This window comes from Sphingobacterium sp. MAE, from assembly GCF_056711605.1.
Map to the genome: position 1 here is coordinate 228,324 of NZ_CM160044.1, position 14,034 is coordinate 242,357.

The 14,034-nt window shown below is 37.5% G+C and carries 15 protein-coding genes; 9 read left to right on the forward strand and 6 right to left on the reverse strand.

Annotated features, from left to right (window positions below):
- Positions 1 to 6 precede the first annotated feature (6 nt).
- From AC06G9_RS00940 to AC06G9_RS00950, 3 genes are read left to right on the forward strand one after another with little or no spacing between them, the layout of a single operon-like run.
- Positions 7 to 1,218, forward strand: coding sequence for an alanine dehydrogenase (locus AC06G9_RS00940; RefSeq protein WP_094771913.1), 1,212 nt, complete (start codon positions 7 to 9; stop codon positions 1,216 to 1,218).
- A gap of 3 nt (positions 1,219 to 1,221) precedes the next feature.
- Positions 1,222 to 2,073, forward strand: a complete 852-nt coding sequence (locus AC06G9_RS00945; RefSeq protein ID WP_480957387.1) for an alpha/beta hydrolase — start codon at positions 1,222 to 1,224, stop codon at positions 2,071 to 2,073.
- 14 nt (positions 2,074 to 2,087) lie between these two features.
- On the forward strand, positions 2,088 to 2,603 hold the full coding sequence (locus AC06G9_RS00950; RefSeq protein WP_248754993.1) for a TlpA family protein disulfide reductase: 516 nt from the start codon (positions 2,088 to 2,090) through the stop codon (positions 2,601 to 2,603).
- On the opposite strand, the gene AC06G9_RS00955 is transcribed toward AC06G9_RS00950, so the two are convergent.
- The 6 genes from AC06G9_RS00955 to porX form a co-directional block, all read right to left on the reverse strand.
- Complete coding sequence (locus AC06G9_RS00955; protein ID WP_045752629.1) at positions 2,593 to 3,633, reverse strand: ABC transporter ATP-binding protein; 1,041 nt, start codon at positions 3,631 to 3,633, stop codon at positions 2,593 to 2,595. The two genes, AC06G9_RS00950 and AC06G9_RS00955, sit on opposite strands and share 11 nt — an antisense overlap.
- 68 nt (positions 3,634 to 3,701) lie before the next feature.
- Positions 3,702 to 4,496 (reverse strand): outer membrane beta-barrel protein, encoded by a 795-nt coding sequence (locus tag AC06G9_RS00960; protein ID WP_293928539.1) that lies wholly within the window; start codon positions 4,494 to 4,496, stop codon positions 3,702 to 3,704.
- A gap of 21 nt (positions 4,497 to 4,517) precedes the next feature.
- On the reverse strand, positions 4,518 to 5,255 hold the full coding sequence (locus AC06G9_RS00965) for a hypothetical protein (protein ID WP_480957388.1): 738 nt from the start codon (positions 5,253 to 5,255) through the stop codon (positions 4,518 to 4,520).
- Positions 5,252 to 5,797, reverse strand: a complete 546-nt coding sequence (locus AC06G9_RS00970; RefSeq protein WP_045752626.1) for an RNA polymerase sigma factor — start codon at positions 5,795 to 5,797, stop codon at positions 5,252 to 5,254. The genes AC06G9_RS00965 and AC06G9_RS00970 overlap by 4 nt, the downstream gene beginning before the upstream one ends.
- A 61-nt stretch (positions 5,798 to 5,858) precedes the next feature.
- Positions 5,859 to 6,269, reverse strand: a complete 411-nt coding sequence (tsaE, locus tag AC06G9_RS00975; RefSeq protein WP_480957389.1) for a tRNA (adenosine(37)-N6)-threonylcarbamoyltransferase complex ATPase subunit type 1 TsaE — start codon at positions 6,267 to 6,269, stop codon at positions 5,859 to 5,861.
- Between the two features lie 13 nt (positions 6,270 to 6,282).
- Positions 6,283 to 7,836: a T9SS response regulator signal transducer PorX gene (gene porX, locus AC06G9_RS00980; protein ID WP_480957390.1), complete on the reverse strand. Its 1,554-nt coding sequence runs from the start codon at positions 7,834 to 7,836 to the stop codon at positions 6,283 to 6,285.
- Positions 7,837 to 8,132: 296 nt separating this feature from the next.
- Between porX and AC06G9_RS00985 the strand changes: the two genes are divergently transcribed.
- The 6 genes from AC06G9_RS00985 (at position 8,133) to efp (ending at position 13,962) form a co-directional block, all read left to right on the forward strand.
- Positions 8,133 to 9,383 carry an HD domain-containing protein gene (locus AC06G9_RS00985; protein WP_045752623.1) on the forward strand — a complete coding sequence of 417 codons (1,251 nt, stop codon included), beginning with the start codon at positions 8,133 to 8,135 and terminating at the stop codon, positions 9,381 to 9,383.
- A gap of 33 nt (positions 9,384 to 9,416) precedes the next feature.
- Positions 9,417 to 10,460 carry a UDP-3-O-(3-hydroxymyristoyl)glucosamine N-acyltransferase gene (lpxD, locus tag AC06G9_RS00990; protein ID WP_094771920.1) on the forward strand — a complete coding sequence of 348 codons (1,044 nt, stop codon included), beginning with the start codon at positions 9,417 to 9,419 and terminating at the stop codon, positions 10,458 to 10,460.
- A gap of 39 nt (positions 10,461 to 10,499) precedes the next feature.
- Complete coding sequence (locus AC06G9_RS00995; RefSeq protein ID WP_248754989.1) at positions 10,500 to 11,894, forward strand: bifunctional UDP-3-O-[3-hydroxymyristoyl] N-acetylglucosamine deacetylase/3-hydroxyacyl-ACP dehydratase; 1,395 nt, start codon at positions 10,500 to 10,502, stop codon at positions 11,892 to 11,894.
- An 8-nt stretch (positions 11,895 to 11,902) separates the two neighbouring features.
- Positions 11,903 to 12,691: an acyl-ACP--UDP-N-acetylglucosamine O-acyltransferase gene (lpxA, locus tag AC06G9_RS01000; protein ID WP_045752620.1), complete on the forward strand. Its 789-nt coding sequence runs from the start codon at positions 11,903 to 11,905 to the stop codon at positions 12,689 to 12,691.
- 11 nt (positions 12,692 to 12,702) lie between these two features.
- Entirely contained in the window at positions 12,703 to 13,326 is a 624-nt protein-coding gene (locus tag AC06G9_RS01005) for an ABC transporter ATP-binding protein (protein ID WP_045752619.1), read from the forward strand.
- 75 nt (positions 13,327 to 13,401) lie between these two features.
- On the forward strand, positions 13,402 to 13,962 hold the full coding sequence (gene efp / locus AC06G9_RS01010) for an elongation factor P (protein ID WP_094771921.1): 561 nt from the start codon (positions 13,402 to 13,404) through the stop codon (positions 13,960 to 13,962).
- The last annotated feature ends 72 nt before the right edge of the window (positions 13,963 to 14,034 follow it).

Sequence of the window (14,034 nt, forward strand, 5' to 3'; positions counted from 1 at the left end):
AAATAAATGAGTGAGTTAAGTAAATTGGCAAGTCAGGCAATGATACAGCCTCAAGAGACTTTATCGGCGACGGCTTCACGGGAAAAAAGATTGTTTATTGGTGTGCCCAAGGAAATTGCATTTCAAGAAAGAAGGATTTGCTTAACACCATTATCTGTCGGTCTTTTGGTAGAAAATGGTCATGAGGTTGTCATGGAGACAGGTGCAGGATTGGGGTCTAATTTTTTGGATCATCATTATAGTGAACAAGGAGCTCGAATTGTATCTTCTGCACAGGAAGTGTATCAAGCAGACTGTATCGTCAAAATATCTGCTCCCACCCTAAAAGAAGTAGGGATGATGAAGCCCAATCAAATTTTGATGTCCTCACTACAACCTTCGCTATTGGAACTGCCTGTTCTTCGAGCACTTATCCAAAAAAAAATTACGGCTTTATCGTTCGAGTATTTACGTGATGAAGGAGGTTGTTTAGCTGTCGTTAGAGCTATGGGCGAAATCGTAGGGGCTACATCAACATTAATCGCTTCGGAGTACTTAAGTAATAGTTTTGGTGGAAAAGGATTGATGTTAGGAGGTATCACTGGAGTACCGCCCACAGAAATGGTCATCATAGGTGCTGGTACTGTAGGCGAATATGCAGCCCGTACTGCGATCGCTTTGGGAGCTCAGGTGAAAGTTTTTGACAATTCTATTTATAAGCTAAGGCGATTACAGAATAATTTAGGAAGTCCCGTATACACCTCTATAATACAACCTGCTATTTTAAATAAGGCTGTCAGAACTTGCGATGTTGTTATCGGTGCATTACGTTCAAAGACGGGGCGTACTCCTTGTGTCATATCGGAAGAAACAGTATCTGAAATGAAACCAAATGCCGTTGTCATCGATGTTAGTATTGATCAAGGTGGCTGTTTTGAAACATCAAATATTACTTCCCATGATGAACCAACATTCAGAAAATATGATGTCATTCACTATTGTGTACCCAATATCGCTTCGAGGGTAGCTCGATCTGCAACCTATGCCCTGACTAATATCTTTACACCAATATTACTCGATATTGCAGAGCAAGGTGGATTGAAAAATGTCATCTGGAAAAGCGCCGGGATTAGGAGTGCGACATACCTTTATCAAGGCATATTAACCAATAAGGACATTGCTTCTAAATTTGAAATGACAGCAAAAGATCTGGATTTAATAATCGTTACCAATTTGTAATACATGAAATTTACGTTAATGATCTTACTCTTTTCAATCGCTTTTCAAGCCTCTGCTCAAGAGAGGTTTGCCTTGTACAAGGATGCGATTCCAAATGCTATTCGTACCGATACGGCAAAGTTTAACCGAAATATCCCCGAAATATTTGTGTACAAACCTTCCCAAGCTGTAGATAAGCACACGGGAATCTTGATTATACCTGGTGGAGGATATTCACATATTGCGATGGATCATGAAGGTCATGATGTGGCCAAGGAATTGATAAAATCGGGGTTTACAGCATTTGTACTTAAATATAGACTTCCTTCTCCCAATATTATGGTCGACAAAAGTATTGGACCTATTCAAGATGCGCAACGTGCGATGCAGTGGATCCGAAACGATTTCCCTTCATTGACCAAAGTTGGAGTTATCGGATTTTCGGCAGGAGGACACTTAGCATCGACTTTACTCACTAAATCAGATCAGGCTTTCATTGCCAATCCCACAAATTTATCTTTAGCTCCTGACTTTGCAGGTCTAATCTATCCGGTTATTTCCATGCAGGATAGCATTACCCATAAAGGTTCCCGAACGAATCTGCTTGGAGAAAATCCTTCTTTAGAAAAGAAAGCCGAATTTTCTGCAGAACATAACGTGACAGCTAAACTTTGTCCTGTATTTTTTGTGCATGCAAAAGATGATAAAGCAGTGCCTATAGAAAATAGTTACGTCATGATGGCAGCATTAGATCAAGCCCACGTTAAGAATGAGCTATTAACATACGAAGAGGGCGGGCACGGTTTTGGAATGATTAATAAAACAAGTTCAGTAGCATGGTTAGCTCAATTTATGGATTGGGTCGATCATTTGTAAAACAAGAAAACGTAATGAAGTATATTTTAGGATTGGTATGTGTTTTTTTGTTTTGTGTATCACAAGCACAAACAGCTGAAAGCGGATGGAAAGTTGCCCTTCATGAACCTGCGCCCGAATTTGCCGTTCCTAATAAAAATGGTGAACTGGTTTCTAGTGCAGATCTAAAGGGTAAGATTGTCCTGCTTAACTTTTTTGCTACCTGGTGCCCACCATGTAGAGAGGAATTGCCGAGGTTGCAAAAGGAAATATGGGAAAAATATAAAGAGCACCCAAAGTTTGCCTTGTTGGTCTTGGCAAGAGAGCAAAATTGGGATAAGATTGATCCCTTTGTTTCTGAACATCAGTTTACCTTACCTATTTATCCCGATCTCAAAAGAAACGTATTTGGCCTATTTGCAGAGCAAGGTATTCCACGAAATGTTATTCTCGATACACAGGGTCATATCATTTATCAGTCCGTAGGCTATGAAGAAAAGGAGTTTAATCAACTCATTGCTCTTTTAGATAGCCTATTGCTTAAAGACTAATATATTTCTCAATTTTTACTGTTACATCGGCACCTATCTGTAAGGAAGTAGGAGTTATACTGATGGCATGTAGTTGAAGATCAGAATTAGCCACTACTAGTTCATAATAAAACCCCCTAAAACGGATATCGATCAGTTTAAAACCTCCAGTCGTACTTGAAGGTAAGACGGATATCCATTCTTGATGGATGATGATCGTCGAGTCACTATCGATACCAAGTGCTTTTGCCGCCTCACTACTCAATATATTGCTTTTGGCCAATAAGAGTGCTGTATAAGGATTGGTGGGTTTGTCGTACAGTTCACGAGGATGTCCTTGATCTAATATCTGACCATCTTTCATGACGATCAGATCGTCCGCCAATGCTAAGACTTCAGTTGGATCATGGGATACCAGGATGATGGTAAGACCAGTGTCGACCACAATTTGCTTGATATCTTGTTGCAACGTATCTCTAAAGGAAGCATCGACCTGATTGAAGGGTTCGTCCATCAATAGTACCTGAGGATCATTGACCAATGCTCTGCAGATGGCAACGCGTTGTTTTTCACCGCCACTGATGTCTGCGATTCTTTTCTTAGCAAGATGGTCAATTCGCAAGCGTTTGAGAATAGCAGAAGTTTTACTTTGCTTAGCTTCTATATTGGTATTCGGCAACTGCGAAGCTACATTGTCCCACACATTGGCAAATGTATTTAAATCATCAAAACCCTGAGACACCAGTTTCATATCTTGATGTCCAGGTATCAATTTGTCTTTTCTAGTGGGTACCAACCATCCTTTATAGCGAACTTCGCCACTTAAAGGCTCCAAAAGACCATAGATTAATCGCAGAAGCGTACTTTTCCCACTTCCAGATTCACCAATAATTGCTGTGATTTTACCTTCTTGTATGCCTAAGTTTGCTTGCGATACGGCTAAATATTCAGCACGCTCTGAAAATGAAAAACTAAGATTTTCAAGGTGGATATAAGGAAGTCCGGGGACTTCTTGATCAAACGGAACGTACTGACATGAAGATTGTAACATAGTATGCAAAATAAAAAGCCGAATGTATTAATTCGGCTTAAAATTAAGCATTTTAATATTATTCTACTCTAAAAACCTAATGTTAGACCAAAAGTAAAATTATTTAAACCGTCTTGATTTGGGCTGTTTTCAAACATATCGTTGAAATAGTATTTGACAAAAACTCCCATAGAATCATAACCTAGCCTTGCAAATGCCCCATATTGAAAACTCGCCAAGTTATAGTTGTCCTTAAATTTTTGACTACCTTGCTCACGACTTTTTAGACGCTGGCTTCCTTTTATTAAGATTCCGGTCATGGCTCCAAAAGCAAGTTTGGCGCGATCACCATTTCTAAATTTTTTACTTCTCAGTTCAAACGTCAATGGAACACGTAGATAGGTGGAAGTGAATACATTTTTCTTATAAGTGATGTCATCAGGATAGGAATAGTCTAAAGGTGTCGCATCCTGATCTAATAAAACATTATGTTTTAATCTCAGATAATTCCATTCAAAACCCGTCGATATATATGTTTTGAATTGATCGCTGAAGCGAATGCCAAATTGTGCAATATCAAACCCAAAATTGGAAGCTTTCTTGTACTCTAAAAACTCGTTATTTTCATTTAAAGTGAAACTTCCGTCATTGATCAATCTTGAAAAACCCCAATCAATACGAGAAAATGTAATTCCACCGAATGTTTTCGGATACTTGGACACAGCAGGCTTGTCAGTACTGTCAGCTTTATCGCTATCTTGTTTACCTAAAATACGGGTTGAAATATTAATTTTTTTGGTGCTGTCCTGTTGTGCCTGTGCCTTTATTGCGATGCAGCAAGTTAGGATACCGGTGAATACCAACGATACGATATGTTTTTTCATATGGAAAGAGTTTATAAGGTGTTACTTTTTTCTTTTTTTATTTTTAACTAGGCTATTCAGGATATCAATCTGTAAGGATCCTTCGTCATCATTGCTGAACTGTACTTCTGCACTATTTCCCTGATTGATGGTTTTGCTGAGTACATTCAGCACTTTGGTTACCACAGTCTGTGAGTTTGTGCCGGTGGAAGCCATCATACTATTCTCCTCGTCAGGATTTTCGATCAACGGTTTGATCGGAATATATTCAAGGACATGTGCCACCTGTGTCTGTGTGTCGACAACAACCATCAGCGGTTGCTCTTTCCCCATCTTTAATCGCTCAAATGCTTGTGATGTTTGAATCGCAACGACCTTCATGTCCGTTTCAATAGCATTTGCCGAGCTGTTTTCACGCTGATTACCTTTGTTGACCGGTCTGACAGACAGCTGTACCTGCCTTTCGATGGGCAGGGGTTCTACCTTTGATGCAGCCTTTGGCGGAGTGTTCATTTCTCGATCCATTTTGCGATCGGCATATTTTATATGATCTGGTCGATTAGCTGACTGTCGTTGCAGTACAAGACTCACAATACCAATACCAACCAAGATTGCCGCTGCCGTACCAATCACCTTTAGCCGAGTTGTTTTTTTGCTTATGGAGATTACTTTTTGCTCATCAAGTTCCGCTTCAATCTTTTTCCAGATATCGGTACTGGGCTGAATATCAAGTTTATTAAAATGGTCCCGAAGTAATTTATCTATGTCTTGATTTTTCATAACGTTAATGCCTCAATTTTTAATAATCTTGTTTGCAACCATTGTCTCGCTCGTGATAATTGGGATTTTGAATTTCCTTCACTAATACGGAGCATCTCTGCGATTTCCTTATGAGTATAACCTTCGATAGCATATAGATTAAATACGGTACGGTATCCGATAGGCAATTGATGTATCAGTGTTATGAGATCTTTGTAATGTAGATGATCACCCTCTGTATGATGTGTTCTTTGGTGAGCGATCTCATTTTCAAGAGGTTCTACATAGCTGATTTTATTTTTTCTTTGTACCTCAATTGCAGTGTTGACCATAATTTTTCTAATCCATCCTTCTAAAGATCCATGATCTGAAAATAAGTGCGATTTAGTGAAGACTTTTACAAAACCAATTTGAAGTATATCCTCTGCTTCCAAGCTATCATTTGCATAGCGAAGGCAGACCACATACATTTTTTTAGAAAACAATTGATACAGATGGTATTGAGCTTTTCTGTCTCCATGAAGACATTTTTTCCATATTGAATCTATACTTACGTTTTCCAAAATTTAGTCAGTTTATATTAGGAAGACGTAAGATAAAAGGCAAAGGTTGCGTGGGGTGCAACTATTTTATGATTATTTTTCTGCTGGTCGATGAGGTGATCTCAATTTCGATTGTTTTAGCATCATCAGGCAGCAAGTTGGGGATTCTATTAGGCCACTCTACGAAACAATAATTTCCAGAGTAAAAATAGTCTTCATAACCGAAGTCGTAGGCTTCTTCTTCTTCTTTTATTCTGTAAAAATCGAAATGGAATATTGGACCTTGGGATGAGCTATATTCATTGACAATCGAAAACGTAGGGCTAGAAGTATTGTCTTCTACCTCTAGTACCTTACAAAGCGCCTTTATAAAGGTTGTTTTGCCTGCGCCCATCTTTCCGTAAAAAAGAAAAACGCGGTCATCAGGAAAAGAATTTAAAAGGAGTTTTGCAGCATGATCTAACTCCGATAGTTGATTGACTTCGATTACCATGCTGCAAAATTAGTTATTTGGACGTATAAGTAGCAAAAGGAATAATCATTTCTTCCAATGAAATTCCTCCATGCTGAAAAGTTTCATTAAAATAATTGACAAATTGGTTGTAATTGTTTGGATATACAAAATAAGACTCCTCTTTGACAAATACGAAACAAGAACTCATATGTAACTTTGGAAGTTGTGCGTCATGTGGATTTTTGATAAAAAAAACGTCCTTATCAATAAAGTTTAAGTTTTTACCCTGTTTGTACCTCAAGTTGGTATTGGTATTACGATCGCCCACTATTTTGCTCGGTTTTTTTACTTTTATAGTTCCATGATCAGTCGTTATGATCACCTTGACGTTGCGCTGAGATAACCATTTGAGCGCCTCAAATAAAGGAGAATGCTCAAACCAGGACAACGTCAATGAACGGTATGCCGCTTCATTATTGGCCAACTCGCGGATCATAGCCATATCTGTTCTTGCGTGCGAAAGCATATCAACGAAGTTGTACACGAGAACATTGAGATTGTTTTGCATTAAGTTGCTCAGGCTGTCTACGACATCCTTTCCCTGATCTAAGGTCAATACCTTAGTATAGGAGTGTTTAATCGGTTTGCGGTATACACGTGTGATCTGATCCTCCAAAAATTTATCCTCATATAAATTTTTACCACCTTCATCTTCATCATTTTGCCACATTTTAGGAAATCTTTTCTCCATTTCTAAAGGTGTCAATCCACTAAAAATAGCGTTTCGGGCATATTGGGTAGCTGTAGGGAGAATACTGTAATAGGTATCCTCTTCTTCCAATCTAAAATAATCGGTAATCACTTCATTGATCACTTTCCATTGATCATAACGCAAATTGTCAATCAAAAAGAAAAATGTGGGTTTATCTTCTGTGAGTTGCGGAAATACCTTTTTCTTGAAAAGCTGATGAGATAAAATTGGAGACTGATCCGGATTTTTCATCCAGTTCAAGTAGTTGCGCTCGATAAACTTTGAAAACTGTACATTAGCTTCTGACTTTTGCATCTTCAAGATATCATGCATGCCAGCATCTTCTAATTTTTCTAAAGAAAGCTCCCAATATATCAGCTTTCTATAAGCCTCTATCCATTGTTTAAAATTGAGATCATCATTCAAGACCATACCCAAGTTTCTAAAATCTTGTTGATAAGCCATAGATGTTTTCTCATTCACCAGTCTTTTATTCTCTGTCAGCTTTTTGATCGTCAAGAGAATCTGTTTGGGGTTAACAGGTTTTATTAAGTAATCGTCGATTTTGGATCCAATGGCATCCTCCATGACGTGTTCTTCTTCATTTTTAGTGACCAGTACCGTTGGTACTGTCGGATTGATCGATTTTAATATCACCAATGTTTCCAGACCAGTCAAGCCGGGCATGTTTTCATCGAGGAAGACTAGATCAAATACACCTTCCTTAAACGCATCGACCGCATCATTTCCATTATTTACTGTCTTGACTTTATAACCTCTTTCCTCTAGTAATAGAATATGAGGCTTTAAAAAGTCAATTTCATCATCTGCCCAAAGTATATGTGTTTTTTGCATGTTGTTTTATTTACTGTAATCAAAAACGATTCAATTCCTTTGTTTTTGTGTTTAGGTAGCTAGGGGAGTAATCGCGTGTTTTTTGATTTTTTATGATAATAAGTACGAACTTAAATAAAAAAGGCGCTTAGCGTATTATTTTTAACACTTGTTAACGACTTAAACTAATTATATTTGTGCTAAATATTTAACTCCTAGAAGAGAGAAATAAACTGGCTCAACTTTATTATAAAGGAGCAACAATTTTATTGGACTATTGTTTGTCGTATTAAAATAAGATATAATACATTTATAAGTTGATTAAGAAAAAGATAATAAATGACCCTGTATATGGATTTGTTTCCATACCTCCAGGATTAATTTTTGAACTCATACAGCATCCTTACTTTCAGCGTTTACGCTATATCAAGCAAGTCAGTATGACGCATTTGGTCTATCCGGGAGCTTTGCATACGCGGTTTCAGCATGCAATAGGCGCGATGCATCTCATGTCGCTAGCTTTGGAAACCCTGAAAAGCAAAGGTATCGAGATCAGTGAGCAAGAACAGGAAGCTGTGCTTGCAGCTATTCTGCTGCATGATATCGGTCACGGTCCTTTTTCTCACTCTTTGGAACATACCATTATTGATGGCGTTTCTCATGAGATGTTGTCATCGCTATTAATGGATCGTATTAATAAAGAATTTGGTGGAAAACTAGATTTGGCCATTACCATTTTTAATAATCAGTACCATCGCAATTTTTTCCATCAACTGGTTTCTGGTCAGTTGGATACCGATCGAATGGATTACTTGAATAGAGATAGTTTTTTTACAGGAGTATCGGAGGGAGTGATTTCATTTGACCGCATCATCGCCATGCTGGCCGTTGTGGATGACGAATTAGTTGTAGAGGAAAAGGGGATCTATTCCGTAGAAAAATTCTTGATTGCCAGACGATTAATGTATTGGCAGGTTTATTTGCATAAGACCGTCGTTGGTGCCGAACAGTTATTAATTAAAATACTTAAACGAGCAAAGGAACTTTCAAGTAAGGGGATCAGCCTATTTGCAACACCTGCTTTTAGGTGGTTCTTAACGCAGAAAATTGATAAAAATAATTTCTTAGCCGATGAGTTACATCTTGACTGGTTCACCCGTTTAGATGATACAGATATTATGTCTGCTATAAAAACGTGGGCGCAACATGAAGATGATATTCTGCGGGCAATGTGTCAAAAACTGATGAGCCGTGAGTTATATCGTACCATTATGAGCAATGAGCCATTTTCGGATGAGCTGATGGATCTGGTTTATCAACGTGTAAAGGATCATTTTAAGGTAAGTGACGATGAGTTGCAATATTATGTCTTTACACAGGCCATTCACAATAGTGCATATGACCTCCATCATGATACCATTAAGATATTAATGAAGACCGGAGAGATAATTGATATTGCAGAAGCATCAGATTTATCAAATTTAGAGGCATTAGCAAAAAAAGTGCAAAAGTTTGCTCTGTGTTATCCAAAAGAGCTCGGATATATATCAATTCCATCTAAAAAATAATTAAAATATAATAAAAAAACATAGCTTTGTAGCATGCAATTTACTGCTCAACAAATAGCATCCTTATTAAATGGATCAATAGAGGGGAATCCTGATATAGAAGTCTCAAATTTAGCGAAAATAGAAGAAGCTTCTCTAGGGGATCTTTCATTTCTATCAAATCCTAAATATGAGCAATTTTTATATGAAACTAATGCTTCTATTGTCATTGTTAATGAAGATCAACAATTATTAGCGACTCCAAAATCAACGTTAACATTGATTCGTGTTAAAAATGCTTATACTGCATTCTCAACACTATTGAATCTCTATAATGAGGTCCGTTTGGACCGAAAAGGTCGAGAAGAACCATCATATGTGCATGATACGACTGAAATAGGCGAAGACGGTTATATAGGAGCTTTCGTCTATATCGGCAAGGCTTGCAAAATCGGTAAGAATGTCAAGATTTATCCTCAAGTCTATATTGGAGATCATGTCGTGATTGGAGACAATAGCACATTATTTCCTGGAGTTAAGATTTATCAAGATTGTATTTTGGGGAGCAATGTAACGGTACATTCAGGAACAGTTGTTGGATCTGATGGTTTTGGCTTTGCTCCACAGGAAGATGGTACTTATACAAAAGTTCCGCAAATCGGAAATGTAATTATTGAAGATGATATCGAAATAGGTGCTAATACGGTTATTGACCGTGCGACTATGGGTTCGACCATATTACATAAAGGGGTGAAATTGGACAACTTGATTCAAATCGCCCACAACGTGGAGCTAGGGAAAAATACCGTTATAGCTGCTCAGACGGGTGTTTCTGGCAGTAGTAAAATCGGTGAAAATGTGATTTTAGGAGGTCAAGTTGGTGTGGTAGGACATATCAGTATTGCTGATCGAAGCCAAGTGCAGGCGCAGTCCGGAATCAATAGATCAATTGTGGAGGCGGATAAAAAGTGGGCAGGAAGTCCAGTTTTGGCCTATCAGTCAAATATGAGATCGCAAGTTATTTATGCGAAATTGCCTGATTTGGAAAAACGAGTGAGAGAATTAGAACGATTGTTAAAGGAAAATTTGAAATCATAAAGAACCTTATGGTCGATTTTGATTAAATATATGGTAGAAATGAATGTAAAACAAAGAACCATCAAGCAAGATGTGGTTATATCCGGAGTGGGTTTACATACAGGTAAAACTGTTTCGATGACGATAAAACCAGCTCCTGAAAATCATTGGTATAAGTTTAAAAGAATTGATTTAGATGGTCAGCCTGAAGTACTGGTTGATGCAGATAACGTGACAGATACATCAAGAGGTACAACCATTTCACAGCATGGTGCAAGTGTAAGTACCATTGAACATTTAATGGCAGCTTTAGTAGGTTTACAGATTGACAACGTATTAATCGAAATAGATGGACCTGAAGTACCTATTCTAGATGGCAGCTCAGCAATTTTTATTAAAAAATTTGAAGAAGCAGGTTTCGAAGAGTTGGACGCTGATCGTGATTATTATGAAATCACCAATAGTATTCATCATATAGAAGCCGATCGCAAAGTTGAAATCATCGCTATGCCCCTTGATGGTTATCGCTTAACATGTATGATTGATTTTAATTCTCCGGTCTTAGGAAGTCAGCATGCTGCGATTAATAAAATTGAAGACTTTTCTAAAGAAATATCCTCCTCAAGAACATTCTGTTTTTTACATGAATTAGAAATGTTGGTGGACAATGGCTTGATTAAAGGCGGTGATTTGAGTAATGCGATTGTGATCGTAGATAAAGAGACTTCTCCTGAAGAATTAAAGAAATTATCACATTTATTCAATCGTGATGATGTTACTGTCGCAAAAGAAGGTATCTTGAGCAATATTCAGTTGCGTCATCAAAATGAACCTGCACGTCACAAGTTATTGGATATGGTAGGTGACTTAGCGTTAGTAGGTAGACCATTGAAAGGACATGTCATGGCTGCAAGACCAGGACATGCTGCCAATGTGGCCTTTGCAAAGAAAATTAAAGAACAAATCCGCAAGGATAAAAATACAAAAAAGATAAAGGTATATGATCCCAATATGACACCGGTGTATGACACGGTTCAGATTATGAAGATTTTGCCTCATCGTCAACCCATGTTAATGGTTGATAAAATTTTAGAATTAACAGAAAATCATGTAGTGGGCTTGAAAAATGTGACAATGAATGAAGATTTATTCATGGGACATTTTCCTGGTGCGCCAATTTTTCCGGGTGTATTGCAGATTGAAGCTATGGCACAGACGGGAGGTATTTTAGTATTAAGTACTGTTCCGGATCCTGAAAATTGGTTGACATTATTCTTGAAAATAGAAAATGCACGCTTTAAAGTGCAAGTAAGTCCAGGTGATACGATTATTTTTAGATGTGATTTGACGGAACCTATCCGTAGAGGCATTGCAAAAATGAAGGGTGTTGCTATGGTAGGTGAAAAAGTTGTTTGCGAGGCTGAGTTAATGGCTCAGATCGTGAAAGTAAAATAATAGTAGAGATGATACAGCCGTTAGCTTATATACATCCAGAAGCAAAAATTGCTCAAAATGTTGTTGTAGAACCATTTGCTACGATCCATAAGGATGTAGTGATTGGAGAGGGAACGTGGATCGGTTCCAATGTGACAATTATGGATGGGGCACGTATTGGGAAAAATTGTAAAATTTATCCAGGAGCAGTAATTTCAGGTGAACCTCAAGATTTGAAGTTTGATGGAGAAATTACCACTGCTGAAATTGGAGATAATACGACAATTCGTGAATGCGTTACTATCAATAGAGGTACAAAGGATAGATTCCGTACCGTAATCGGTAAAAATTGCTTAATTCAGGCATATAGCCATATCGCACACGATTGTATAATAGGTGATTATTGTATATTTTCCAATAGCAGTACATTAGCTGGACATATTACTGTCGGCGATTATGTGGTCTTGGCAGGAATGGTAGCTGTGCATCAATTCTGTACCATTGGTTCGCATGCTTTTGTGACAGGTGGTACATTAGTAAGAAAAGACGTACCTCCATTTATCAAAGCTGCACGTGAACCTATTTCTTATGCTGGAATTAATTCAGTAGGTTTAAGAAGAAGAGGTTTTACAGAAGAACAAATAGCGGAAATACAAAATATTTATCGTGTATTATTTGTTCAAAATAGAAATTTAACAAAAGCAGCAGCGATCATTGAAGCAGAATTTCAGGCAACAGAAATTCGTGATGAAATCTTAGGTTTTATACGCAACTCTAATCGTGGTGTCATCAAGGGATTCAATCAAAGAGCTGTTTAATTGCAGGTATTTTGAAGATTATTTTAACAGATGTAGGTAGACGATATAATCGCGAATGGATTTTTAAGCATATCAATTATGCATTTGAATCTGGCCGATCATACGCCATACTTGGACCCAATGGTTCAGGTAAGTCAACACTGTTAAAAGTACTCTCGGGAAGTTTAACACCTTCTGCGGGAAATATTTCCTTTGAATGGAATAATAAAACAGTTGAAGCAGAAGAAATATTTCAATACCTATCTCTTGCTACTCCATATGTCGAATTAATAGAGGAATTTACGCTGCGTGAGCAGATACAATTTCATTTTAAATTTAAAAAGTACCTAGCGGGATATAGTGAGCTTGAGGTCGTTCAATTATTAGGACTTGAAAAAGCAATAGATAAAGAGCTCAAATACTTTTCATCTGGAATGAAGCAACGCGTCAAATTGGCTTTAGCTTGCTGTAGCGACTCCACAATAGTTTTGTTGGATGAGCCAACAAGTAATCTAGATCGTGCAGGAGAGGAGTGGTATCTGGCACTGGTCGATAAGACTAAGCATAGCGATAGATTGTTTATCATCTGTTCAAACCAAGAGAAAGAATATCTTTTTTGTGATCAAACATTGTCCATATCGGATTATAAAAGCTGATAATTATTAGATTTTTATAAAAAGATTAGATTGTGTAGTTTTGTAACTCAGAAAATAATTATAAAAGTTTAAATCATGGCAAAAGCATCAGACGTTAAGTCAGGAAATGTTTTAAGATTCAACGGTGAATTAGTAGCTGTTGAGGAATATATACATCGTACACCAGGTAATTTACGTGCTTTCTATCAAGCAAGAATGCGTAATGTGAAAACTGGTAAATTAGTAGAATACCGTTTTAGAGTTGACGAAAGTGTTGAAATTGCTCGTGTTGAAACAAACGATTATCAATATTTGTATGAAGAGGATGAGTTTTTCGTAGTGATGGATAATTCTACCTACGAGCAGTTCAATATTCCTAAATTTCTATTCGGAAATTCGGCACGATTCTTGAAAGAAGGTATGAACGTGATTGTCGCATTTGAAAGTGATGAGGCGATTATGGCACATGCTCCAAAGAGTGTGGAATTAGAAATTACATATACGGAGCCTGCAGTAAAAGGAGATACTTCGACAAATGCATTGAAAAATGCAACAGTAGAAACTGGAGTTGAAGTGAAAGTACCTCTTTTTATCAATCAAGGAGATAAAGTAAAAATTGATACGCAAACCGGTGATTACATCGAGCGTGTTAAATAATATAAAGATTTAGGTTTAGGTTGATTATTCGGTCTTGTTAGCACCCAGCTACAAGGCCGTTTTTTTTATTAG